The 23,129-nt window shown below is 71.5% G+C and carries 28 protein-coding genes; 8 read left to right on the top strand and 20 right to left on the bottom strand.

Going from position 1 to position 23,129, the window contains the following annotated elements:
* Positions 1-33 precede the first annotated feature (33 nt).
* Positions 34-333: a GNAT family N-acetyltransferase gene (locus GPA03_RS02015; protein WP_156250324.1), complete on the top strand. Its 300-nt coding sequence runs from the start codon at positions 34-36 to the stop codon at positions 331-333.
* On the opposite strand, the gene GPA03_RS02010 is transcribed toward GPA03_RS02015, so the two are convergent.
* The 6 genes from GPA03_RS02010 to GPA03_RS01985 are packed head-to-tail and all read right to left on the bottom strand — an operon-like array spanning position 326 to position 6,027.
* A complete protein-coding gene (locus GPA03_RS02010) occupies positions 326-1,213 on the bottom strand; it encodes a hypothetical protein (RefSeq protein ID WP_156250323.1) in 888 nt (295 codons plus the stop codon). The genes GPA03_RS02015 and GPA03_RS02010 overlap by 8 nt on opposite strands.
* Before the next feature lie 35 nt (positions 1,214-1,248).
* Positions 1,249-2,088 (bottom strand): transglutaminase family protein, encoded by an 840-nt coding sequence (locus GPA03_RS02005; protein WP_156250322.1) that lies wholly within the window; start codon positions 2,086-2,088, stop codon positions 1,249-1,251.
* A complete protein-coding gene (locus GPA03_RS02000) occupies positions 2,085-3,014 on the bottom strand; it encodes an alpha-E domain-containing protein (protein WP_156250321.1) in 930 nt (309 codons plus the stop codon). The genes GPA03_RS02005 and GPA03_RS02000 overlap by 4 nt, the downstream gene beginning before the upstream one ends.
* A complete protein-coding gene (locus GPA03_RS01995; RefSeq protein WP_156250320.1) occupies positions 3,014-4,588 on the bottom strand; it encodes a circularly permuted type 2 ATP-grasp protein in 1,575 nt (524 codons plus the stop codon). Before GPA03_RS01995 ends, GPA03_RS02000 begins: the two co-directional genes overlap by 1 nt.
* 35 nt (positions 4,589-4,623) lie before the next feature.
* Positions 4,624-5,265 (bottom strand): 3-oxoacid CoA-transferase subunit B, encoded by a 642-nt coding sequence (locus tag GPA03_RS01990; RefSeq protein WP_241681041.1) that lies wholly within the window; start codon positions 5,263-5,265, stop codon positions 4,624-4,626.
* Between the two features lie 3 nt (positions 5,266-5,268).
* Positions 5,269-6,027 carry a CoA transferase subunit A gene (locus tag GPA03_RS01985; RefSeq protein ID WP_156250319.1) on the bottom strand — a complete coding sequence of 253 codons (759 nt, stop codon included), beginning with the start codon at positions 6,025-6,027 and terminating at the stop codon, positions 5,269-5,271.
* Positions 6,028-6,188: 161 nt separating this feature from the next.
* On the opposite strand from GPA03_RS01985, the gene GPA03_RS01980 reads away from it, so the two are divergent.
* The 3 genes from GPA03_RS01980 to rpsT all read left to right on the top strand — a co-directional run bounded on the left by GPA03_RS01980 (position 6,189) and on the right by rpsT (position 8,434).
* A complete protein-coding gene (locus GPA03_RS01980; RefSeq protein WP_156250318.1) occupies positions 6,189-7,385 on the top strand; it encodes an acetyl-CoA C-acetyltransferase in 1,197 nt (398 codons plus the stop codon).
* 30 nt (positions 7,386-7,415) lie between these two features.
* Positions 7,416-7,961: a type II toxin-antitoxin system PemK/MazF family toxin gene (locus tag GPA03_RS01975; protein WP_156250317.1), complete on the top strand. Its 546-nt coding sequence runs from the start codon at positions 7,416-7,418 to the stop codon at positions 7,959-7,961.
* A gap of 212 nt (positions 7,962-8,173) precedes the next feature.
* Positions 8,174-8,434 (top strand): 30S ribosomal protein S20, encoded by a 261-nt coding sequence (gene rpsT, locus GPA03_RS01970; RefSeq protein WP_156250316.1) that lies wholly within the window; start codon positions 8,174-8,176, stop codon positions 8,432-8,434.
* Positions 8,435-8,516: 82 nt separating this feature from the next.
* On the opposite strand, the gene GPA03_RS01965 is transcribed toward rpsT, so the two are convergent.
* The 4 genes from GPA03_RS01965 to GPA03_RS01950 form a co-directional block, all read right to left on the bottom strand.
* Positions 8,517-8,768 (bottom strand): glycine zipper domain-containing protein, encoded by a 252-nt coding sequence (locus GPA03_RS01965; RefSeq protein ID WP_206673431.1) that lies wholly within the window; start codon positions 8,766-8,768, stop codon positions 8,517-8,519.
* 102 nt (positions 8,769-8,870) lie between these two features.
* On the bottom strand, positions 8,871-9,887 hold the full coding sequence (gene holA, locus GPA03_RS01960; protein WP_156250315.1) for a DNA polymerase III subunit delta: 1,017 nt from the start codon (positions 9,885-9,887) through the stop codon (positions 8,871-8,873).
* Positions 9,888-9,968: 81 nt separating this feature from the next.
* Positions 9,969-11,447: a ComEC/Rec2 family competence protein gene (locus GPA03_RS01955; protein WP_156250314.1), complete on the bottom strand. Its 1,479-nt coding sequence runs from the start codon at positions 11,445-11,447 to the stop codon at positions 9,969-9,971.
* Between the two features lie 4 nt (positions 11,448-11,451).
* Positions 11,452-12,171 carry a helix-hairpin-helix domain-containing protein gene (locus GPA03_RS01950; protein ID WP_241681040.1) on the bottom strand — a complete coding sequence of 240 codons (720 nt, stop codon included), beginning with the start codon at positions 12,169-12,171 and terminating at the stop codon, positions 11,452-11,454.
* A gap of 142 nt (positions 12,172-12,313) precedes the next feature.
* Here GPA03_RS01950 and GPA03_RS01945 point away from each other — a divergent pair, with 142 nt between their 5' ends.
* The 3 genes from GPA03_RS01945 to GPA03_RS01935 all read left to right on the top strand — a co-directional run bounded on the left by GPA03_RS01945 (position 12,314) and on the right by GPA03_RS01935 (position 15,818).
* A complete protein-coding gene (locus tag GPA03_RS01945; protein WP_156250313.1) occupies positions 12,314-14,146 on the top strand; it encodes a helicase HerA-like domain-containing protein in 1,833 nt (610 codons plus the stop codon).
* A gap of 104 nt (positions 14,147-14,250) precedes the next feature.
* On the top strand, positions 14,251-14,871 hold the full coding sequence (locus tag GPA03_RS01940; RefSeq protein WP_156250312.1) for a maleylpyruvate isomerase family mycothiol-dependent enzyme: 621 nt from the start codon (positions 14,251-14,253) through the stop codon (positions 14,869-14,871).
* The gene (locus tag GPA03_RS01935; protein ID WP_156250311.1) at positions 14,868-15,818 is read left to right on the top strand and encodes an RNA polymerase subunit sigma-70; all 951 of its coding nucleotides are present in this window, start codon (positions 14,868-14,870) and stop codon (positions 15,816-15,818) included. The genes GPA03_RS01940 and GPA03_RS01935 overlap by 4 nt, the downstream gene beginning before the upstream one ends.
* On the opposite strand, the gene GPA03_RS01930 is transcribed toward GPA03_RS01935, so the two are convergent.
* The 10 genes from GPA03_RS01930 to GPA03_RS01885 form a co-directional block, all read right to left on the bottom strand.
* The gene (locus GPA03_RS01930) at positions 15,761-16,456 is read right to left on the bottom strand and encodes a lysoplasmalogenase family protein (RefSeq protein ID WP_162458226.1); all 696 of its coding nucleotides are present in this window, start codon (positions 16,454-16,456) and stop codon (positions 15,761-15,763) included. The genes GPA03_RS01935 and GPA03_RS01930 overlap by 58 nt on opposite strands.
* A gap of 34 nt (positions 16,457-16,490) precedes the next feature.
* Positions 16,491-16,907, bottom strand: coding sequence for a DUF1801 domain-containing protein (locus tag GPA03_RS01925; protein ID WP_156250309.1), 417 nt, complete (start codon positions 16,905-16,907; stop codon positions 16,491-16,493).
* Positions 16,908-16,963: 56 nt separating this feature from the next.
* The gene (locus GPA03_RS01920; protein WP_241681039.1) at positions 16,964-17,344 is read right to left on the bottom strand and encodes a DUF4260 family protein; all 381 of its coding nucleotides are present in this window, start codon (positions 17,342-17,344) and stop codon (positions 16,964-16,966) included.
* A 166-nt stretch (positions 17,345-17,510) separates the two neighbouring features.
* Positions 17,511-18,188 (bottom strand): GOLPH3/VPS74 family protein, encoded by a 678-nt coding sequence (locus tag GPA03_RS01915; RefSeq protein WP_170296867.1) that lies wholly within the window; start codon positions 18,186-18,188, stop codon positions 17,511-17,513.
* A gap of 5 nt (positions 18,189-18,193) precedes the next feature.
* On the bottom strand, positions 18,194-18,763 hold the full coding sequence (locus tag GPA03_RS01910) for a small multidrug efflux protein (RefSeq protein ID WP_156250308.1): 570 nt from the start codon (positions 18,761-18,763) through the stop codon (positions 18,194-18,196).
* Between the two features lie 66 nt (positions 18,764-18,829).
* Complete coding sequence (locus tag GPA03_RS01905) at positions 18,830-19,573, bottom strand: helix-turn-helix domain-containing protein (RefSeq protein WP_156250307.1); 744 nt, start codon at positions 19,571-19,573, stop codon at positions 18,830-18,832.
* Positions 19,574-19,613: 40 nt separating this feature from the next.
* On the bottom strand, positions 19,614-19,772 hold the full coding sequence (locus GPA03_RS01900; RefSeq protein WP_156250306.1) for a hypothetical protein: 159 nt from the start codon (positions 19,770-19,772) through the stop codon (positions 19,614-19,616).
* Between the two features lie 29 nt (positions 19,773-19,801).
* Positions 19,802-20,674 (bottom strand): alpha/beta fold hydrolase, encoded by an 873-nt coding sequence (locus GPA03_RS01895; protein ID WP_156250305.1) that lies wholly within the window; start codon positions 20,672-20,674, stop codon positions 19,802-19,804.
* Between the two features lie 37 nt (positions 20,675-20,711).
* Positions 20,712-21,641 (bottom strand): protein kinase domain-containing protein, encoded by a 930-nt coding sequence (locus GPA03_RS01890; protein WP_156250304.1) that lies wholly within the window; start codon positions 21,639-21,641, stop codon positions 20,712-20,714.
* A complete protein-coding gene (locus GPA03_RS01885) occupies positions 21,638-21,856 on the bottom strand; it encodes a hypothetical protein (RefSeq protein ID WP_156250303.1) in 219 nt (72 codons plus the stop codon). Before GPA03_RS01885 ends, GPA03_RS01890 begins: the two co-directional genes overlap by 4 nt.
* A 455-nt stretch (positions 21,857-22,311) precedes the next feature.
* Between GPA03_RS01885 and GPA03_RS01880 the strand changes: the two genes are divergently transcribed.
* Positions 22,312-22,962, top strand: a complete 651-nt coding sequence (locus GPA03_RS01880) for an NAD(P)H-binding protein (RefSeq protein WP_156250302.1) — start codon at positions 22,312-22,314, stop codon at positions 22,960-22,962.
* Positions 22,963-23,129 lie beyond the last annotated feature (167 nt).

Raw genomic sequence — 23,129 nt, 5'->3', positions numbered from 1 at the left:
GGGCGCCGGTCGAGGCGACCTAGAGTTGACGCCATGAGCGACATCACCGTTCGTGAGGACGAGAGCAGCAGCCGGTACCTGGCGGAGCGAGACGGTGAGGTGCTGGGGTTCGCCGAGTACGATCGCGCCGGCGGCGTGACGACCTTCACGCACACCGTCGTCGACGAGGCGCACGAGGGCCAGGGCGTCGGGTCCACCCTCGTGCGGGCTGCGCTCGATGCCGAACGTGCTGCTGGGCGATCGATCGTCCCGGTCTGCGAGTTCGTCGGGGCGTACCTCGAGCGGCATCCGGAGCATGCGGACCTGGTCGAGGGGCACCGACCGCTCAGCTGACCGGGATCAGCGTCCCGGTCACCACGACCTGCTCCGGCGTCAGCCACTCCTCGACGGCGTCCAGCACGGCCTGCGTGGTGGCCTCGTCGGCGACGATCACCGACACGTGGAAGACGCCGTCGACCCCGTCGCCCCCTGATCCGAGCACGAGGTCACCGAGCTTCTCGTGGACCGCTTGCTGCGCGGCGCTGAGGTCCGCCTCGCTGGCACCGTTGCCGGTCGCGACGCACAGCCAGCCGGCCCACACCTCGCGGAGCTGGGCGTGCGCCGCCTCGGCGTCTCCCTGCACCAGCACGTTGAACTCCGAGGCGCCGTCCGAGACGTACAGGGTGATGTAGCCGTCGAGCGCGGCGGCCGCGGCCAGCAGCTCCTCCTGGGCCGCAGCCGCCTCGGGCGAGCCGTCGAAGGACTCGTCACCGCCGCGGTACGGGTCATCGCACAGCGGCGCGAACTCGAGCGGCTCCTCCTCGGGGACAGTGACGCCTGCCGGCGCTTCGGCGCTCACCGGTTCCGTCAGCGTGAACGTGCCCGCCTCGCCGTCGTACCTCCCGACGACCCAGCCGGTGCCCCAGGTGACGCCGCTCGCGGTCTCTGCGTCGGCGACATCGTCCCAGTCCAGCCCGATCAGCTCGAGACCGCCGCACTGCGGCGGATAGGACTCCGCCACACCACCCAGGCACAGCTCCGGCGGTGCGTCCTGCGCCGGCTGCAGCATCGTGCTGAAGGCGGCGTAGGTGCCCCCGTCACCCGAGCCTGAGCCTGAGCCTGAGCCTGAGCCCGAGCCCGCCGTCTGGTCGCTGGGCGCACCCGCGCACGCCGTCATCATCATGGCGACGGCGAGCGCCCCGGCGCCGGCTGTGATCCCCTGCTGTGTCCTCATGCCCGGCTCATGTCGCCGACGCCCGGTTCGTTTCATCAGGCCTCGCGGGTGATCCGGACCTCGACCTTCTGCTCGGACCGGCCGCCTCCCGCGTACACGCCCCGCAGCGGCGTGACGTCGCCGTACTCACGCCCGCGCGCCACGATCACGTGGTGGTCGTCGACCGTGATCCGGTTCGTGGGGTCGAAGCCGACCCAGTCGCCCACCCAGTACTCGACCCAGGCGTGCGACTCCCCCGTGACCGGCACACCCGGCTCGGCGAGCGAGGTCAGCGGGTGCAGGTAGCCCGAGACGTACCGGGTGGGGATCCCGACGGCGCGGAGCGCCCCGACGCCGAGGTGCGCGATGTCCTGGCACACGCCCGCCCGCGACTCCCACGCCTCCATCGCCTTGGTGTGCACCCCTGTCACGCCGGGGAGGTACTCGAGCTCGTCGCGCATCGCGCGCAGGATCTGGCCGGCAGCCTCCGACGGCGACCGGTCGCCGACGCTGTCCCTGGCCAGCACGGCGAGGTCGGGCGCGGGCTCGGTCACCGAGGTGGGGACCAGGTACTCGCACATCCGGTCGACGAGCGCCGGCGAACGCAGCACGTCCCACCCGACCGGCTGGAACGGGCGCGGCGCGCTCACCTCGACGCGGGACTCGGACAGGACCACCAGCGCCTCGTGCGCCGTCAGCACCTCGAACGGGGTCACCGAGGTGCCCCAGTAGTCGAGGTACGTCGAGTGGTGGGTCGAGGGCGTCGCCGTGAACCGCGAGGAGATCAGGTGCTGGTGCGGCAGCTCGGCGGGCCGCATCCGTGCCTCGTTGTAGGAGGCGGTGACGGTGCGGGCGTAGGAGAAGGTCGTGCGGTGCACGATGTGGAGCCGGCTCACCAGGGATCTCCGATCCAGTCGTCGGACACCCCGGAGGGGAAGTACCGGAGCTTGATCGCGTCGGAGGCCTCCGAGCAGGCGCGCTGCACGTCCTCCATCTCCTGCGGGAGGTTGCCGAGGAGCTTGAGCATCGGGCGGTACTCCAGCGCGGAGCGGATGCGTCCGATCACGGTGCGCGGGTCGTCGTCGTCCTTGCGGCGAACCCCCGGTTCGAGCTCGCCCAGGCAGCCCTCGGCCCGGACCAGCGAGTACAGCACCGACCGGGGGAACGAGGGATCGAGCAGCAGGAACTCCGCGGCCAGGCGGTCGGCCTCGCGACCGCGATACGTCCGCAGGTAGGCCTCGTGGGCGCCGCACGAGCGCAGCAGCGTGGTCCACCCGGGTGCCGCACCGCCCGCGAGCGCACGGGTGGCGAGCAGCCGCGCGGTCATGTCGGCCCGCTCGATCGAGCGCCCGAGGACGATGAACTGGTGCGTCGAGTCCCGGGGGGTGGTGGCGTCCACCAGACCGCCCACCAGCGCGGCACGCGCACGGACCCACGCGAAGAAGTCGGGTGGTGTCGAGGTCGCGATCCGGCCCGGCAACGCGTTCCAGGTGGTGTTGAGCGCCTCCCAGAGCTCGGAGGAGAGCACCTCGCGCGCCCGGCGCGCGTTCTCGCGGGCCGCCGTCAGCGCTCCGGCGATCGCACCGGGTGAGGCACGGTTGAACGCCAGCTCGGTGAGCACGTGCTGCCGGCCGACCTCATCGCCGTCGGGCGGCGCAGGCGCACCCATGACGGCCAGCAGCGACCGGCAGGCGAGGTCCTCCTCCACCCACGGGTCCTCCAGCAGCAGCTGCAGATGGGCGTCGAGGATGCGGGCGGTGTCGTCGGCGCGCTCCACGTAGCGGCCGATCCAGAACAGCGACTCGGCGATCCGGGAGAGCATCAGGTCGCCCCTTCCGCGCGTGACTGCTGTTGCTGCTGCGCCTGCTGCTGCTGGCCGCTGTCCAACGGGTTGGTGTCGAGCGGCACCCCCTGGATCGCCACCTCGGGCACGGCCTCTGGTCGCACCGGCACGCGCTGCCGGCCGCTCCCGAGCACCCAGGTGTCCTTCGACCCACCGCCCTGGGAGGAGTTGACCACCAGCTGCCCCTCGGCCAGCGCCACGCGGGTGAGGCCGCCGGGCAGCACCCAGACGTTCTCGCCGTCGTTGACGGCGAACGGGCGCAGGTCCACGTGCCGCGGGCGCAAGGACTCCCCCGCGAGCGTCGGGACCGTGGACAGCTGCACGACCGGCTGGGCGATCCAGCCGCGCGGGTCTCGTCGCAGCCGCGCGCGGGCGGCGTCGAGCTCGGCCTTGTCGGCCGCGGGACCGATGATGATGCCCTTGCCGCCGGAACCGTCGACCGGCTTGACCACGAGCTCGTCGAGCCGGTCCAGCACCTCGGCGAGCGCCTCGGGCTCCTCGAGCCGCCAGGTGTCGACGTTGGAGATGATCGGCTCTTCGCTCAGGTAGTACCGGATCAGGTCGGGCACGTAGGTGTAGACCAGCTTGTCGTCGGCGACGCCGTTGCCCACCATGTTCGCGATCGTCACGGTGCCCGCGCGGGCCGCGTTGAGCAGCCCGGGGCAGCCCAGCAGCGAGTCGGGCCGGAACGCGACCGGATCGAGGAACTCGTCGTCGACCCGCCGGTAGATGACGTCGACACGGCGGCGCCCCTCGGTGGTGCGCATGTAGACGCGGTCCCCGGCACACACCAGGTCCCGGCCCTCCACGAGCTCGACCCCCATGAGACGGGCGAGCAGCGAGTGCTCGAAGTACGCGCTGTTGTAGGCACCGGGGGTGAGGACCACGACGACCGGGTCGTCGACCCCGGGCGGTGCGGCCGCGGTCAGTGCTGCGAGGAGCCGGCGCGGGTAGTCCGCCACCGGCCGGATCCGCATCGTGGAAAACAGCTCGGGGAACGACTGCGCCATCGCGCGGCGGTTGGAGAGCACGTAGGAGACCCCGCTCGGCACCCGCACGTTGTCCTCGAGCACGCGCCAGGAGTCGGCGGCGTCGCGGATCACGTCGATGCCTGCCACGTGCACCCGGACGCCGTTCGCGGGCTGCACGCCCATCGCTGCTCGGTGGAAGTGCGCCGAGGAGAGGATCAGGCTGCGCGGTAGCACGCCGTCGGCGATCATCTTCTGCTCGCCGTACACATCGGCGAGCAGCGCCTCCAGCGCCCGCACCCGTTGCGCGATGCCGGGGGCGAGGTGCTCCCACTCGGCGCCGTCGAGCACCCGCGGCACCGAGTCCAGCGGGAACGGGCGTTCCTCGCCACCGATGTCGAACGTGATCCCCTGATCGAGATAGCTGCGCGCGAGCGCATCGGCGCGCAGCCGCAGCTCGTCGGCGTCGAGCGCGCCCATCGTGCGGTGCACGTGCTCGTACGGCGTGCGCACCGCACGGCTCTCGCCGCCCAGCATCTCGTCCCAGGCGGCTCCGCTCGGGTACCCCTCGAACAGATCGGCCATGGCCCGAACCTACCGCCCGTCCGGTGTCGGGCGCGTTACGTCGCCAGGTCGATCCGCAGCGGCGGCTCGGTGGCCGCCACGACCTGCTCGACCGAGACCCCGGGGGCGCACTCGCGCAGCACCAGCCCGTCGGGCTCGACGTCGATCACGGCCAGGTCGGTGATGACCCGGCTGACCACGCCGCGACCCGTGAGCGGCAACGAGCACCGAGCCACGATCTTGGGGCTGTCGTCCTTGGCCACGTGCTCCATCAGCACGATCACCCGCTTCGCGCCGTGCACCAGATCCATCGCACCGCCGGGCCCCTTGACCATCTTCCCCGGGATCATCCAGTTCGCCAGGTCTCCGGATGCCGAGACCTGCATGCCGCCCAGGATCGCTGCGTCGATCTTGCCGCCGCGGATCATCGCGAAGCTCAGCGCGCTGTCGAAGAACGCCGCACCCGGCAGCGTCGTCACGGTCTCCTTGCCCGCGTTGATCAGGTCCGGGTCGACGGCGTCCGGCACCGGGTACGGACCCACGCCCAGGATCCCGTTCTCCGACTGCAGCACCACGGTGACGTGATCGGGCACGTAGTTCGGGATGAGCGTGGGCAGCCCGATCCCGAGGTTGACGTAGGAGCCGTCGGTGAGCTCGGCGGCCGCGCGGGCCGCCATCTGCTGCCTGGTCAGCACCACGGCTCAGACCTCCGTCACGGTGCGGCGCTCGATCCGCTTCTCGATGTCGGTGCCCACCTCGAGCACCCGGGTCACGAACACGCCGGGCAGATGGACGGCGTCCGGAGGGATGTCACCGACCTCCACGAGCTCCTCGACCTCGGCGACGCAGACGCGCCCGGCCATGGCCGCGAGCGGGTTGAAGTTGCGCGCCGAGGCGTGGAACTGCAGGTTGCCCGCCCGGTCACCCCGCCACGCGTGCACGAGCGCGAAGTCGCACGTGATCGCCTCCTCCAGCACGTACTCCTTGCCGCCGAAGCTGCGGACCTCCTTGGGCGGGGACGCGACCGCGACTCCCCCGGCGCCGTCGTACCGGCGTGGCAGGCCGCCTTCGGCGACCTGCGTGCCGACCCCCGTCTGCGTGAAGAACGCCGCCAGCCCGGAGCCGCCAGCCCGGAGCTTCTCGGCGAGCGTGCCCTGCGGGGTCAGCTCGACCTCGAGCTCGCCGGAGAGGAACTGCCGCTCGAACTCCTTGTTCTCGCCCACGTACGAGGAGGTCATCTTCGCGAGCCGCCCCTGCGCGAGCAGCAGCCCGAGCCCCCAGTCGTCGACACCGCAGTTGTTGCTCACCACCGACAGCCCGCCCGTTCCCTGAGCCAGCAGCGCTGTGATCAGCTCCATCGGGTTGCCGCACAACCCGAAGCCGCCGACGGCGATGCTCGCCCCCTCGGGGATGTCAGCCACGGCTGTGGCCGCGCTCTCGACGACCTTGTCGATGTTCATCGTGCTCCTCGCTGCCACGGATGCTGCGCTGCTTCCGCTGCCATCCTGCCGCAGCCGGCCGAGCCGCGCCCGGGGTACGGTGCCCGCCCTCGTTGCGGACTCGGACCGCGCACCCGAGCGGTGCGAGACTGATCCCATCCCCGATGAAGAGGAGGCGACGGATGACCTCCGTGCCACAGCAGGACGCCCCCACCGACGTCGTGATCGTCGGTGCCGCCCGCACCCCGTACGCCAAGCTTGCGGGAGCACTCGCGAGCATGACCGCCGTCGAGCTGGGGTCGCACGCGATCCGCGCCGCCGTGCAGCGCGCGGGCATCTCCCCCGGATCGGTCGACGCCGTGCTGCTGGGGCAGGTGCTGCAGGCGGGCGCCGGGCAGAACCCGGCGCGCCAGGCAGCGCTCGGTGCCGGCCTGGACCCGCGGGTGCACGCCACCGCGGTCAACAAGGTGTGCCTCTCGGGCCTGACGGCGATCATCGACGCCGCACGCATGATCCGTGCCGGCGATGCGGCGGTCGTGGTCGCAGGCGGGATGGAGTCGATGACCCACGCGCCGCACCTGCTGCCCGGCACGCGCGCCGGGTGGCTGTACGGCGACCGCACGGCGGTCGACCACCTCGCCCACGACGGTCTCACCGACGCCGCCGACGGCGGGCCGATGGGTGCGCTCACCGAGCGCGGCAACACCACCCGCGGCCTCACGCGCGAAGAGCAGGACGCGGTCGCGCTCGCCTCGCACCAGCGGGCGGCGGCCGCGCGCGCGGTGATCGCCGAGGAGATCGCTCCGGTGACGATCTCCGGCAGGCGGGGGGACGTCGTCGTCGAGCATGACGAGGGAGTCCGGGAGGACACCAGTGCGGAGGGGCTGGCGAAGCTGCGCCCCGCGTTCGCGAACGACGGCACGATCACGGCCGGCAACGCCAGCCAGCTCAGCGACGGCGCGGCGGCGCTGGTGCTGACCACGCGGGCGCACGCCGAGGCCACCGGGCTCACCGTGATGGCGACGCTCGACGCGGCCGGTCAGGTCGCCGGGCCGGACAACCACCTGCACAGCCAGCCCTCGCGCGCGATCGAGGCCGCGCTCAGCCGTGCCGGGTGGGGGGTGAGCGACCTCGATCTCGTGGAGATCAACGAGGCGTTCGCGGCGGTCTCGGTGGCCTCGACGCGCGAGCTCGGCATCGACCCCGAGCGCGTCAACATCCACGGCGGTGCGATCGCGCTCGGGCACCCGATCGGTTCCTCGGGCGCCCGGCTGGCGCTGCACGCCGCGTACGAGCTGGCGCGGCGTGGCTCGGGCCGCGCTGCCGTGGCGCTGTGCGGCGGCGGCGGCCAGGGGGATGCGCTGCTGCTGCGTCGCTGAGCTGGGTGACATGCCCTAACCTCGGGCGTCATGCGCTTGCTCAACCGGATCGTCAACGTGGCGGCGTCGCTGGTGCGCGATGCCGCACACACCTCCCGCCGGCGGGGGCGGGCGGCAAGCAGGCGACCGAGCAGGACCAGCACGGCCGAGCTCGCGCAGACCACAGCGCCGTACGAGGGCGACCTGCCTCCGCTGCGGTACGCGCCGCAGGACGACGACGCGGCGGACCCCGGTGAGGTCGTCTGGGCGTGGGTGCCGTACGACGAGAACGACGGTCGTGGCAAGGACCGTCCCGTGCTCGTGATCGCGCGGCACCGGGGTGGGTACCTCGGCCTGCAGACCACCTCCAAGGATCACGACCGCGACGCCGCCGACGAGGCGCGCTGGGGCCGGTACTGGTTCGACATCGGCGGCGGCTCGTGGGACAGCCGGAGCCGCGAGTCCGAGGTCCGGCTCGATCGCGTGCTCTACCTCCCGACGGCCGCGATCCGGCGCGTGGGTGCCGTGCTCGAGCAGCAGCGCTACGACGCCGTTGCCGACGCGCTCCAGGCTCACCGAGCCGAGCACGGCAGCTGAGGCCCAGGCCACGTGAACGGTGCTCCCGGGGAGGATCGCGAACCTGGTAAAGTGCTCCGTTGGGTTGCTGTTGATTCGGTGACCCGCACAGCGCCATCGCGGAAGCCCCAGAGGATCCCAGCCCTCGTGTCCGTCTCCGCGTCGCAGCGCCGACACCCTCTTCGTCGTAGTCCGATCGCGCGAGCGAACCACCGAAAGAGTCCGAGTTACACGTGGCAAACATCAAGTCCCAGATCAAGCGGATCCGCACCAACGAGAAGGCGCGCCTGCGCAACAAGGCCGTCAAGTCGGAGCTGAAGACCCAGGTTCGACACGTCCGTGAGGCGATCGCCTCCGGCGACAAGGAGACCGCGACCGCCGCTCTGGCGACCGCCTCCCGTCACCTGGACAAGGCCGCCTCCAAGGGCGTCATCCACCTCAACCAGGCAGCGAACCGCAAGTCGGCGCTCGCCAAGCAGGTCGCCGCTCTCTGAGCGACCCAGCACAACGTCGCGACGGCGTCACCCCCTCGGGGTGGCGCCGTCGTCGTCTGCCCGCTGGGCGCCGGCCCGGGCATCACGGCTCGTGCTCGGTGGGGCCGTCGGCGTCGTCGTCAGCCCGCTCGTCAGCGGCGGACCGCTCGGACTGGAACGCGATGCCGAAGGCGACCCCGATGGCGATTCCGATCGACATGCCGATGGCGATGTTGTCCATCGCGACTCCGATGGCCGCACCGATCGAGAGCCCGATCGCGATACCGGCAGCGAACATCGGTTGCGCAGCCGGCTTCGTGGGCTGCTGCTCCTCGGGCTGCTGGTCCTCGTCCATGCCCCCAGCATGCCGGGAGCACGCGTGCGGCCTCCTCCGTCGAGCGGGTGAGCCTGCCGACCTGCTCCCCCGGGCGGCGGAGGGATCGGCAGCCCGGGAGGATCAGCGGCCGGCGCGAGCGCCCGCGACACGCAGCACCGCGCGCTCGACGGCGAACTGCGGTGCGCGGCTCTCGCCCTTGACCTCGGCATCAGCGTCGGCGACTGCCGAGATCGCCGCGGCGAGACCCTCGGGCGTCCAGCCCGAGAGCTCGCGGCGAGCCCTGTCGATCTGCCAGGGCGCCAGGCCCAGCTCGCCCGCGCTGGCACCACCGCGACCGCGGGTGGCGGCGACCTTGGCGAGCGTGCGCAGCTTCATCGCCAGCGCGGCGACGAGCGGCACGGGGTCGGAACCGGTGGCCAGGGCGTGGCGCAGCAACGTGACCGCGGCCGCACCATCGCCCGCGATCGCGGTGTCGGCGACACGGAAGCCGGTGGCCTCGACACGGCCACCGTGGTACCGCTGCACGACATCGGGTGTGATCGCCCCGGTCGTGTCGTCGATCAGCTGCTGCACACCTGCCGCGAGCTCACGCAGGTCGGAGCCGAGCGCCTCGACGAGACCGCGGACGGCGTCGGCGCTCGCGCGGCGCCCGGCGGCACGGAACCGGCCGCTGACAAAGTCGGCCTTCTCGGTGTCGCGCTTGAGGGGATCGCACTGCACGACCGGGAGCTTGGCGGCCGCGATCGTGTCGAGGAGCTTCTTGCCGCGCACGCCCTTGGTGTGGCGCATCACCATCGTGACCTCACCGACATCGCCGTCGAGGTTCTCGACGTAGGCGACGGCGTCGGTGATGAACGCGTCGGACGCAGCATCCACGGCATCGATCACCAGGTGGCGGCGCTCTTCGAACAAGGACGGGCTGGTGATGACGTCGAGCTGATGCGGCTGGTAGGCCGCCGCGTCGATCCGTGTCACCTCGACCTGGGGATCGCGCTCCTTCGCCAGCGCCAGCAGGTGGTCGGTCACGGCGTCGACGAAGTAGCCCTCCGCACCCTTGACCAGCACGACCGGCGCGAGCGGGATGGCATCGAGATCGAGAGGGCTGAGCCCGGCTGGTCGACGGCGTGAGGGTGGCACGGGACCAGCCTGCCACCTCCGGCCGACAGCAGGGCATCGGCCCTCACGGGCGCAAGCCCGCCGGCCGCCCCGAGAGGCCGGTCAACGCCCCCGCCCGGCCCGCGAGCGCAGCAGGACCGCACGCGCCAGCAGCCCGAGGAGCGCCCCGAGCACCGCCAGCCACCACGGGAGGGTCGCGAGCGGGAGCGCCGCGCACCAGATCGCGACCGTGGCCACCCAGGCCGTCGCCACCCCGGCCCAGGCCGCGAGCACGTGCGCCACCGCCGCGGAGAACGGTGCCACGAGCGTGGCGACGAGGCCGAGGATGGTCGCCGGAGGCACGGCGGGCGCCGCCATGACGTTGGCGAGCACACCGTGCACCGGCATCGCCGGCTGCAACAGGGCCAGCGCAGGAGCGCACGCCAGCTGGGCAGCCATCGGCACCGCGAGCGCCAACGCCGCCGGGCGCGGAAGGAGGCGCGTGAGCCGGTCCGCGATCGGACCGGCGCCGATCAGCAGTCCGGACGTCGCGAGAACCGAGAGGACGAACCCGAACGAGCCTGCCAGCCACGGGTCGACGGCGAGCAGCACCACGATGCTCGCCCACAAGGCCGGCAGCGCCGCGCGGGGCCGGCCCAGCAGCAGCCCGACGAGCAGCACCCCACCCATCGTCGCCGACCTCAGCACGCTCGCCGCAGGGTGCACCAGAGCGACGAGGGCGACGAGCACCACCGCCCCGAGCACCGCCTGCGCCGCGCGCGGCAGCCGGCGCAAGGTCAGCAGCACGAGCCCGAGCACCATCGCCACGTGTGCACCGGAGACCGCCGTGACGTGGGTGAGGCTGACCGTGCGCAGGTCGTCCTCGAGCGTGGCCGGGAGCAACCTGTCGTCCCCCAGGGCGATGCCCGGCACGAGGCCGCGGGCCTGCGCGTCCAGATCCGAGCTGGCCGACACCAGCCCTGCTCGCAGGCTCGCGACGAGCGCAGCGACCGGCGGCGCCCGGGCCACGACCTCGTGCCCGCCCTCCGCGACGAGGAGCGCGGCAGCGGCATCAGCACGCTCGGTCTCGACCACGCGAACGGCAGCGTGCACCCGCTCCCCCACCACCGCGCTCATCCAGCTCGCATCGGCGAGCACGGACACCGCGACCCCGAGCGGGTGTGTCGGTGCGTCGTGCGGGTTCGAGCCCACGGCTATCCACGTCGCCCGCAGCAGCACCCGGCCGACACTGAGGACCCGGGGCTCGGAGTCGATCCGAAGCACTGCGACGACGTCGGAGCCCAGGTAGGGCTCGACCACCGCGCCACGGGCCTCGGCGCGCGCCCAGGACCAGCCGAGCAGTGCTGCCGCCGTCGCGCCGGCGAGCACGGCGGTGGCAGCCGAACGGCCATGGGTGCGACGCCGGTGCCGACCAGCGGGGGCTCGTCGCAGCCGGGCTGCAGCCGCAGCGGTGACGGCCAGGCAGCCGAGCAGCGCGCCTCCGGTGAGCAGCGCTCCTGCGTGCAGACCGAGGATGGCTGCCACCCAGCCGAGCGCCGCCGCGGGCAGCAGGCGCAGATCCTGGCTCCTGGGTGCAGGCACTGCCTCACACCGTGACCAGGTCGCGCAGGCGTTCCAGTGTGGCCGGGCCGATGCCGGACACGTTGGTCAGCGCATCCACCGAGACGAACGCACCGTGCTCCTCGCGCCAGGCGATGATGCGTCCTGCGATGGCCGGGCCGATACCGGGCAGGGTCTCGAGCGCGGCGGCGTCGGCCGTGTTGAGGTTCAGCACGGTATCGGCGGTGGCCGAGCCGGCCCCGCTGCTCACCGGGGGGACCTCCTCGCCCTCCCGCGGCACGTACACCTGCTGGCCGTCAGCGACCGGCGCAGCGAGGTTGAGCGCATCGAGATCGGCCTCCGCCGTCGCGCCGCCCGCCCTCTCGATGGCATCGGCGACGCGGGTTCCGTGCGGCACCTCGACGACCCCGGGCTCGGTGACAGCACCGGCGACGTGCACGACGAGCACCTCACCGCCGGCCTGCTCGCCATCGCTCGGGGTGGCCGCCGCCGTGGGTGCACTCGCAGGAGGCGCCGGCTCCGCCGTGGGGGCGGCAGGCGCAGCGGGTGCCACGGGGATCCGCATGAGCACGAGGCAGGTGACACCCGCGACGAGCAGCACGATCAGCACGGCCGCGACCCTGGCTGCCGCCCCTGTGGGCGCCGCCCACCTGCGGGGCTCGCGCGTGGACACCTCGGGCTCGGTGCCGCTGTCGTACGCGACGCGCAGGTAGCTCCGCAACCGTGCGCCGGGATCGTCACGCATGAGGCGAACGTAGGTCGACCGGTGCCCGACCCGCGCGGCAACGCAGGGGTGCTGTGGACAGCGGTGCATCTGGCTGCAGCTGTGGACAGTCGGGCCTCGGTCAGCCCGTGCACATGCACCGGAGCCCCTAATGTGAGGCGTCATGACGACTGAGGCAGAGCTTGCGGCCCTTCGTGCCGCCGCAGCACAGGCCGCTGCCGAGGCAGCCGAGGCCAAGGCCGCGGCAGCGGTCGCAGCCCTGCGGGCAGCCGAGGCCGCAGCAGCCGCGGGTGCGCCGGCCGATGCGCCCGCGGAACCCAGCGAGCCGGACGAGGTCGCCGAGGCTGGGCCGGACAAGCCGGGCGAGGACGCCCCGCTCTCGGAGCAGGCGGCCGCCATCAAGGCCGGGTACACGTTCGAGGGCGGCACGTTGCCGCTCGGCGCGCTGGTCGAGGACGACGACGCGGTGCCAGCCGTGCAGATCGGTCTCCCCCTCGCGATGATGAACCGGCACGGGCTCGTGGCCGGAGCCACGGGCACCGGCAAGACCCGCACCCTCCAGGGCATGGCCGAAGGCCTGAGCACCGCAGGCGTCCCGGTGTTCCTCGCGGACATCAAGGGCGACCTGTCCGGGCTGATCGTCGCCGGCCAGGGCAACGAGAAGCTGCTCGCCCGCACCACCAGCCTCGGGCAGGACTGGATGCCCACCGCGTTCCCCGTCGAGTTCTACTCGCTCGGCGGCCAGGGAAACGGCGTCCCGATCCGCACCACCGTGACCGACTTCGGACCGCTGCTGCTCGCCAAGGTGCTCGGGCTGAACAACACCCAGGAGTCCTCGCTCGGGCTGATCTTCCACTGGGCGGACACGCAAGGCCTCGCGCTGCTGGACCTGAAGGACCTGCAGTCCACGATCGCGTATCTCACCAGCGAGGACGGCAAGGACGAGCTGAAGGGCATCGGTGGCGTGTCCTCGGCGACCGCCGGGGTGATCCTGCGTGAGATCGTCGCGTTGCAGGCGCAGGGCGCCGACGTCTTCTTCGGTGAGCCTGCCTTCAGCACCGCCGACCTCATCCGCACGGCCGCCGACGGCCGCGGCATCATCTCCGCCCTCGAGCTCCCCGACCTGCAGGACCGGCCCGCGCTGTTCTCCACCTTCCTCATGTGGCTGCTCGCCGACCTGTTCGGCGAGCTGCCCGAGGTCGGTGACGCCGAGAAGCCGAAGCTGGTCTTCTTCTTCGACGAGGCGCACCTGCTGTTCAACGGCGCGTCGAAGGAGTTCCTCAACCAGGTGACGCAGACGGTGCGGCTGATCAGGTCGAAGGGCGTGGGGATCTTCTTCGTCACCCAGACCCCCAAGGACGTGCCCGGGGACGTGCTCGCCCAGCTCGGCAACCGTGTGCAGCACGCGCTGCGTGCGTTCACCCCGGACGATGCCACGGCGCTGCGCGCCACCGTCAGGACCTTCCCGACGTCGGAGTACGACCTGGAAGAGCTGCTGACCGCTCTGGGGACCGGCGAGGCGATCGTCACCGTGCTCACCGAGAAGGGCGCACCCACCCCGGTCGCCTGGACACGCCTGCGCGCGCCCGAGGCGTTGATGGACCCGGCACCGGAGGCCGCTGTCACCGCGGTGGTGCAGGCCTCCCCTGCGCTGTCGAGGTACGGCACCGCGGTCGATAGCGTCAGCGCCTACGAGATGCTGGTGCGTCGCATCGACCAGGAGAAGCAGGCCCGGATCGAGGCAGAGCAGGCCGAGGCCGCGGCCGAGCAGGCCGAGAAGGACCGCGTCGCCGCGGAGAAGCGCGCCGAGAAGGAGGCCGAGGCCGCGGCCAAGGCGCGTGCCAAGGAAGAGGCGGCGCGTGCTGCGCGTGCGGCCAAGGAGGCCGAGCGGAACGCCAAGTCCCGGCGGTCGACGCTGGACTCGATGCTCACCTCCGCCGGGCGAGCGATCGGCCGGGAGATCACCCGGTCCATCTTCGGCACCCGGAGGCGCTGAGCGATCCACTCGTGTGGCGGTGAGCGACGACTTCCACGTCGCTGCCTCGTATCCCCTGACGAGGATGCCGCAGCCCGCGGGATCATATCGATCAGAGGATGCTGATGAACGCCACCGAGCTGTACGAGCTGACCGTCTCCGAGCGCCGCCGCCTGGCCGCACTGCTCGCCGAGCTGAGCCCTGAGCAGTGGGCCGCCGACTCGCTGTGCCAGGGCTGGCGCATCCGCGAGGTCGTGGCCCACCTCACTACCTCGGAGACCCAGAGCTGGCCGGAGTTCCAGGCCACGGTCGCCGCCGCCGACGGCGACATCAACGTGGCGTGCGACCGCACCGCCCGGGCCCACACCGCACGGTTCAGCGACGCGGAGCTGCTCGATCGGTACCAGCGACGGGTGCCGAGCCGCTGGACGCCCGGCCCTGACGCACACCAGGGCGCGCTCGCCCACGAGGTGATCCACGGGCTCGACATCACCGTGCCGCTCGGCCTCCCGGGGCCGGAGCCGCACGTGGCTGCCGCTGCGCTCGCCGGTGGCAGCCCCGAGTCGATCGCGTTCTTCGGCGTCGACCTCGGCGGGATCGCACTCGTCGCGGACGACGCCGACCTCACGGTTCGCTCCGACCCTGGCGACCGGGGTGTCACCGAGGTGCGGATGCCTGCTGTCGACCTCGTGCTCGCGGTGACCGGGCGAGCGCCGGTGCCGGGGCACCCGTCGGAGGCTGTGTGAGTTTCGCCGTCGACGACCAGGCCCTGGCCGGGCTGCGGCCCGAGCTGGTCCGGTACTGCTACCGCGTGCTCGGCGACGGTGGCCTCGCCGAGGACGCCGCCCAGGAGGTGCTGCTCGCGGGCTGGCGGGCACGCGAGCGCTACGACCCTGCGCGCGGCTCCCTCCGCACCTGGCTGTACACGATCGCGACACGGCACTGTCTCGACCGGCTCAAGGCCGCGGTCCGCCGCGAGCTGCCCACCGACATGGTCGAGCATGCGGACCCCGCCAGCTCCACCGATCGAGTGCTGCCCGCCGGGTCATGGATCACACCGCTCCCGGACGCGCTCGATCCCGCGACGGCGTGGGAGCAGCGTGAGACCATCCGGATGGCGTTCGTGGCGGCGCTGCAGCGGCTGCCACCGCGACAGCGGGTCGTTCTCGTGCTGCGGGACGTCTACGCGCTCTCGGCGGCGGAGACCGCTGCGGTCCTCGGCACCAGTGAGACCGCTGTCCACTCGACCCTGCGCCGCGCCCGACGCACGATCGCCGCCCCCAGCCCCGGCGCGGCTGCCCGGTCGGTCGACGACCGGCTCCTGGACGACTTCGTCATGGCGTTCGAGCGCCACGACGTCCACGCGCTCGCGAGGCTGCTCACCACCGATGTGATCACCTCGATGCCACCGGTCGCCTTCTGGCTCTCCGGCATCGACGAGGTGTCTCGGGCGTTCGCGTCGAGGGCCGGATGCGTGGGGCATCGGCTGCTGCGAACCAGCGCGAACGGCTCGCCGGCGTTCGGCCAGTACGCACCGGAGCAGGGACCCGGCGGTGAGACCGTCTACCGGCCGTTCGCGATCGTGCTGCTCGAGGTCGAGGGCGCGGCGGTGAGCACGATGGTCACCTACCTCGATCAGCGGGACCGGTTCGCCGCGTTCGGGCTTCCGGAGTCCTTCGCCGACCCGAGCTGACCGAGCACCCCGACCAGCAGCAGCGCCTGAGCCGGCACGTAGGTGCCCATCACCAGGAAGGTCTGCAGCGCGGCGGGGATGTCGATCACGAAGATCCCGAGCGCGAGGGTGAGGTCGGAGAACATGAACAGGATGCCGCCGATCACCCCCGCCCGGCCGGCCGCGGTGGCCAGCACGGCGACCATCGTCAACGCTGCCGCGTAGACCACCACGGGTGCGGCCAGCACGCCTCCGGCAACCGGGGCGATCAGGGCCGCACCCGTGCCGCCCACGGCGAGGTAGCCGATCATCGGCGCCGTGCCGAGCACGCTGCGGGCGCGGCTGGGCCAGAGCGTGACGAGGTAGCACAGGTGCGCGACGAGGAAGCAGCCGAGGAGCACCAGGAAGCCGTTGCCGCCGAGGGTGTCGCCCGCCCACGAGAACACGAGGCCGGCGAGCCACCAACGACCGCGCGGATCCCGGAGCCCGCCCGCGAGCACGAGCGCGAGTGCCAGCAACGGCATCGCGAACCACTGTGCGCGACCCGCCCAGTCCCAGCCGGCGGCGGTAGCGACCACCTGCACGATGCACGCGACCAGGCTGAGGCCGATCAGCGGGACCACCGCGCCTCGCCGCCTGTCCACCTCGCCCCTGCCCACCTGCGTCACCGTAGGCGACAAGCACCGGGCTCGATCAGTCGTCGTCGGGTCGGTTGAACGCGATCTCGACCAGGCTGCGCAGCACGCCCTCGTCGACATCGGTCAGGCGTTTCACGTAGACGCACCCGGCACCCTCGGTGTAGCTGCCGAGCGAGGCCATCAGTGGCTGTGCCTCGGGGCGGTCCTTGATGCCATAGAGGACCAGCGAGCTCTTGCGTGGGGAGAACGCGACCCGGGGCCAGTCACCGTGCGTACGCGGGTTCGACGGCGACCGGTAGTGGTAGCTGCCGTACCCGATCATCGACGGCCCCCACATCACCGGGTCGACGCCGGTGACCTCGGTCATCAGCCGAGCCAGCGCTGCACCATCGTCCCGGCGGGCCGCAGGCGAGACGGCGTCGAGGAACTGCGACACCGACTCATCGGTCGGTCGGGTCTTCGCTTCAGCCATGCGCTCAGCATGGACCCAGGTACCGACATCGCGCTACGAGTCGGGGGCCTGGCCGGCTAACCGCGCGACCCTCGACCGATCCGCCCCAGATGCGTGTGCGCGAAGTCGTCCAGCTTGAGCCCGTACCCGAGTGCGCGGTCAAGTGCCACGTGGAACGCCCAGCAGGCGGCGAGAAGGGCGAGCCAGGTCACCGTCCGGTCGGTCAGGACGAGCGCGACGTAGAGCGACAGGGCGATGGCCGGACCCGTGTAGTTGTGGACCACGTTGTAGGTGAGGGCGCCTGCGCGTGCACCTCGCAGATAGCCCAGGGCGGAGAGGTCGAACAGGAGGAAGGCGGCCAGCAGCAGCCACCAGGGTTGGTGCGCAGCGATCATCACCAGCAGGATCGCCACCGCCAACGCACCGTTCTCGATTCGTTGGATGGTCGTCGTCATCATCGCAGTTCCCTTCGTTGTCCTCGTTTCGCCGGGCGTCGTCGGGCGACCGACGACGTGCGTTCTCGCAGCCGTGCGTCGGTGCGGCCGTGCCGTGGGACCGGGGCCCAGGGACTCGCGTGACGTCTCACCATCTCGCGTGGCGTCCCACCATGGTGGCCGCACACGCCTAGGAGCGCCTGAGCGCAGCGTTTGCCACGATGACGCTGTTGATGATGATCGCGTTCATGGTGCGCACCACCGCTTCGCCACCGGCTGCCGCCCCCCAGCTCCCGCGCTCGAGCTCCTGCGCGCGGGTGGTGACCGCGGACGTCCACGGGATCTCCGGATCCAGCTGGGAGAGCGAGCCGCTTGCCCAGGCCAACGCTGCGAGCGCTGACACCCGCGGCCCCGGCTGCGCGCCCTCGACCAGCACGGCGCGTACCCCAGCGACCAGCTCGGCGCGGCGGCCGTTCTTCCCCGGTACCAGCACCTTCCGCCCGAACAGTCCGAGGACTCGGCGGGACTCCTGCCCGATGTCGCCACGCGCGATGAGGCGCTCGACCGTCGGCTGGCGCAGCTGTGGCCCGACCGTGGGCAGGACGGACTGGACGAACCGCGGTCGGTCGGCGACGTGGTCCCAGGTGGCACGCAGGATCTCGTCCGACGGCGCACGCTCGGCGACTGCTCCCACCCTGACGGTCCCGGTCGGCGTCGTCTCGACGCGCACGCGCTCCTCGAGCGCGAGATCGGCGAGCACGGCCGCGGCGAGCACGTAGTAGAGCGTGGTCTCGCCGGCGAACGTACCCGAGCGGGGCTGGAACAACAGCAGCATCAGATCCTCGGCCAACGTCGGTGCCTCCGCCATGTCGGTCACACCCCCACGACGTACGTGAGGGCGGCCCAGATCGAGACCGTGGCGACCGTCGTCCAGATGACGATGGCGACGGCCTGCCAGAGCAGCACCCAGCGGCGAGGCGTGCCGCCGGCCACGAGGATCGCCGAGGTGATCTGCGTGGGGATGGCGAGCGGCCCGAGGATGCTCGCGCCGGGGACCCCGAAGCGGACGAGCCACCTCTTGAAGCGCTGACGCCCCTTCGACTCGGGGACGGCGGCAGGAGCCTCGTGCAGGGACGACGGATCGTTCGGAGGCGCTCCCCCTCCGGCAGTCGCGGCGACGAGGCTGGCGCGTCGATCCACGACGGCACTCCTCGCCCTCGACGTGACGGCCACGACGACCAGCACGCACAGGAAGTTGCCCGAGGCGGCCGCGAGCCACGCCACGACGGGATGAAGGCCGCCAGCGACGCCGATCAGCGATGCTCCCTCACCCTCCACGAACGGGATGGCACCGGCCAGCATGATGATGAACGGCCGGACGAGCTCTGGAACCTGGGCGACGAGCTCCTGGAAGTTGATGATGAGCTGCTCTATACCGCTCATGTCTGACTCCTGTCTTTCAGTGGTGGTGGGGGTGGTTTCGGTGCGGACATCGAGATGGCGTGCCCGTCACCGGGCATCGGCTGCCTGGACCTGCGCCTGTGCGAGGACGCCCGCTCGTTGGAAGACATCGAGCTGGGCGGGGTTGTACAGCTCGACCACGGCATCGAGGAACGTGCGCTGGGTGAGATGCTCGCTCTTCGAGAGGTGCTCGATCGGATCCCGCAGCCATGGGAAGTCGATCAGGTTCTGAGCGAGTGACGGCGCGAGCATCTCGGCCAGCCGCTGCCGGGCCGATTCGTCGGCATCTGCCCGGAGCGCGTTGATCTCGTCCCCGAGCGCGCCGGCGTCAGCATCCACCTCGACCATCCGGCGCAGATCCGCCAGGGCGTCCGCGTCGTAGAGCTGGGTGTAGATGTGGATGATCGCGCTGTCCGACTCCGACAGTCTGGAGGCCACGGACTCGAAGCCGGGCGGCGCGTCAGGTGGCGCGTTCTCGCGCAGGATCGTCGCGATGTCGGCCCGCGCCCTCCGAAGCCGCTCGATGCCCGCGGCGAGCTCGGTGTCGAGGTCGAGCAGGACATCACGCACGCTGTCGCCGCCCGCCTCGACCTCACCGATCCTGGAGAGCGGGACGCCGAGGGTCGCCAGTCGTCGGATCCGCAGCAGCCGGACCAGGTCCGGCACGCCGTACCGCTTGTAGCCGTTGTACCGCCGCTCGGGCTCGTCGAGGAGCCCGAGTCGGTGGTAGTGCCGGATCGTGTTCACCGTGGTGCTGGCGAGCTCCGCGAGCTCACGTGTGCTCCAGGCCATGAGATCGGTCCTCGCTGTCGGTCGCTACGGGTGTCGGGGCTCAGCTGGATGCCGTGCTGGCGAGGTCACGCCCCCGACGATCGGGTGTGACCCCGAGCAGCGTGCCGCCGAGAGCTGCGGCGAGGCTGATCGCGACCTCGTTGGCGGCGGCGCTCCCGCCGCGGTCGTCGGTCCTCGGGGTCTGGTGCTCGTCGCTCATGGTCGTGCCTTCCGTGGGTGCTGGCGGGTTCAGCCGCGAGCCGCGGCCGGCTGGCGGTGGTCCGAGGTGATGAAGCTGCGCAACGCGTCGTTGACGTCCGACGCATGGGTCCAGAGCAGACCGTGAGGAGCGCCGTCGATCTCCAGGTATCGGGCCTCGGGAAGCGCCTGCCGGAATCGGCGTGCCGTCGCGTCGATCGGCAGGATCCTGTCGGCGCTCCCGTGCAGGATCAGCACCGGCTTCCCGGAGGCGCGGACTGCGTCGACGTCGCGACGGAAGTCCTCGATCCAGGAGGAGACGACCGCATGGGCCGCCACCGGGGCGCTCGTCACGGCGACCGCCCAGCTTCCGGTGACCACCTCCTGGCTGATGCGCGAGCCGAGGTTCTCATCGAGGTTGTAGAAGTTCGAGAAGAACTGGGTGTACCAGGCGTACCTGTCGTTCTTGGCCTGTTCTCTGATCTGGTCGAACACCTCCTGCGCCACGCCCTCGGGGTTGTCCTCACGAGCGACGAGAAACGGCTCGAGGGAGGCGAGGAAGGCCAGCTTGGCGATGCGCTCGTGGCCGTAGCGGGACACGTACCGGGCGAGCTCGCCGGTGCCCATCGAGAACCCGACGAGGACGACGTCGCTCAGATCGAGGGTCTCCAGCAGGGTGTGGAGGTCGGCCGCGAAGGTGTCGTAGTCATAGCCCTCCCCGACCTTGCTGGACCGGCCGAAGCCGCGCCGGTCATAGGTGATGACGCGGTGGCCGGCAGCCAGCAGCTCCTGCGTCTGGCGTTCCCAGCTATGTCCGTTCAACGGGTAGCCGTGGATCAGGACGACGGGCTGACCCGCGCCCTGATCCTCGTAGTAGAGCTCGATCGGGGTGCTGTTCTCGTTCCCGACGGTGATCGATCCCATGCTCGTTCCTTTCGTGAGGCCGATGAGACCTGTGCGCTCATCGGCAGCTGGTGTGGCAGAGGTCCTCGTGGCCTTGGCCGGCCGGGGAGGTGAGGTGGTCAGGCGCGAGGCAGCCGTTCTCGTCGACGAGCCCCTTCGCGGCGGACTGCAGTGCGTCCGTGAACTCTCGGGCGCTCTGGAACCGGTTCTCCCGGTCCTTCTCGAGCGCCTTGCGGAGCACGTCGTCGAGGGCCGGGGTGATCTGGTCGCGGTGGGTGCTGGCGGGGGCCGGCTCCTCGTGCACGTGCTGGTAGGCGACGGCCACCGGGCTGTCGCCGAGAAACGGTGGCCGCCCGGTCAGCAGCTCGTAGAGGAGGCAGCCTGCGGAGTACAGGTCGCTGCGTGCGTCGGCCAGCTCACCCCGCACCTGTTCTGGCGAGAGGTACTGGGCGGTCCCGAGAACCGCTCGCGTCTCGGTCACACCTGCGTCGCGGTCGCCGCTGGAGCGCGCGATCCCGAAGTCCACGACCTTGACGGCACCGATGAGGGTGAGCATCACGTTGGCCGGCTTGATGTCGCGGTGGACCACCCCGGCTTGGTGGCTGACAGCGAGTGCGGACAGGACCCCCAGCTCGTGCTGGACGGCGTCCGCCAGAGCGAGCTCGCCGTCGTCGAGCAGATCCCGCAGCGAACGGCCCGCGACGTACTCCATGACCATGAACGGCGCACCCTCAGGTCGGCCCTCGTCGCCGTGCCCGATGTCGTAGACGGCGACGATCGTCGGGTGGTTGAGGCCCGCGACTGCCTGCGCCTCGCGCCGGAACCGCGCTCGGAACATCGGGTCCCGGGCGAGGTCGTCGCGGAGGATCTTGACGGCGACCCAGCGGTCCAGATGGACGTCGCGAGCGAGGTGCACATCAGCCATGCCGCCGTAGCCGACGACCTCACGAAGCTGATACCGCCCGCCGAGCAGGCGTTCGCCGGTCATGAGCGTCCCTGTCGCCGAGGTCGGTCGATGAACGGCGAGCGCGGGTCCGGCGTCAGATCCGCACGGGTCCCGGCGCAGCGGCGGCGACCCTCCACGACGCTCACAGCCGTGCTGTACAGGGCGAGCACGACAATGGTGAGCACGAGGCCGGCCGGGACGCATCCCAGGGCGCCCCCGGCAAGGACATCGCGGTAGCTGAGGACGACGATCGTCATCGCGGGCCGCCCCGGAGGGAGACGATGCGCCAGACGCGGAGTCCGCGCACCTCGTCGGCGTTCGGCCGGGCGGCCGGCGCGACCGGACTGGCGGACATGGTGACTCCTCTCGTCGAGGCCCTGACCTGGTGGCACCGGCCATGGGTGGTGGCATCCGTCCTGCCGCGGGAGGTGCGGACGGTCGGTCGTTGCTGCTTGATCAGGCTCGCAGCGGTACCGGAGCCCTCGCGTCGGTGAGAGCCACGTAGGTGGTCACCACCGCATGGGACAAACACCCGGGGTGCGGGCCTCGGGGCAGCGACCTCGCCCGTCCAGCCGGTCGAAGATCGGTGGGTTCTACCGACGCGAAGGGCAGGCTCGGAGGTTCAGGCTGGCATCATGCATCGGTACGTCGATAGTCATCGCTCCGCCGGTACCGGGCGCGGAACGCCCGACGCCGGGCAGAGCACGCACCGATGAGGGTTTTCATCATCGGTGTCAGCGGGGCGGTCGGTGGGCTGCTCGCCAGGAACCTGATCGCTCGGGGCGACGGCGTGGCCGGTCTGGTCCGCCGCGAGGAGCAACGACGAGACCTCGCTGCCCGGGGAGTCGACGCGCATGTCGCCCAGCTCACGGACCTCACGCCCGAGTCCCTGGTACCGATGGTCACCGGCGCGGACGCCGTCGTGTATACGGCCGGCTCGAACGGGGGCGCGCGGGAGGTCACGTCCGCCATCGACGGCGAAGGCGTGGTGACGGCGATGGAGGCGGTTCGCCTCTCAGGTGTCGATCGCTTCGTCCTGGTGTCGGTGCTCCCCGAGGCCGAACGTGGGCACGATCTCGGCGACGACGTGGAGTTCTACTTCGCGGTCAAGAAGCTGGTCGACGTCACGGTCAGCATGAGCGGGCTCGACTGGCTGATCCTTCGACCTTCCCTGCTGGTCGACCGCCCCGGGGCCGGCACGGTATCCCTCGGGCCGGCACAGCCGCATGACGAGATCCCCCGTGAAGATGTGGCAGCAACCCTGGCGGAGCTGCTCCACGAGCCTCGGATCCGCAGGCAGATCCTCGAGCTCACGCAGGGTTCGACGCCGATCGCTGCCGCAGTGCTGGCCAACCTCCCCTGAGTCGCCCATCCGCGGCGGCGGTCGCGCGGGTCGGCGGAGTCCGACGAACGTGACAGCGGTACGACCCGCGCCAGCCCCGCCACGTGCTGCGCCCTCGCACCCGAAACCCGCCCTGCTTGGTTGCAATGACAACTACGATGGTGAGCACTGATGTCGGGGCTCTGACG

Origin of the sequence: Pseudactinotalea terrae, from assembly GCF_009733845.1 — a bacterium.
Taxonomy (GTDB): Bacteria; Actinomycetota; Actinomycetes; order Actinomycetales; family Beutenbergiaceae; genus Pseudactinotalea; species Pseudactinotalea terrae.
The sequence above is the reverse complement of the archived record's forward strand: the minus strand, read 5'-3'. Positions and strand labels throughout refer to the sequence as shown.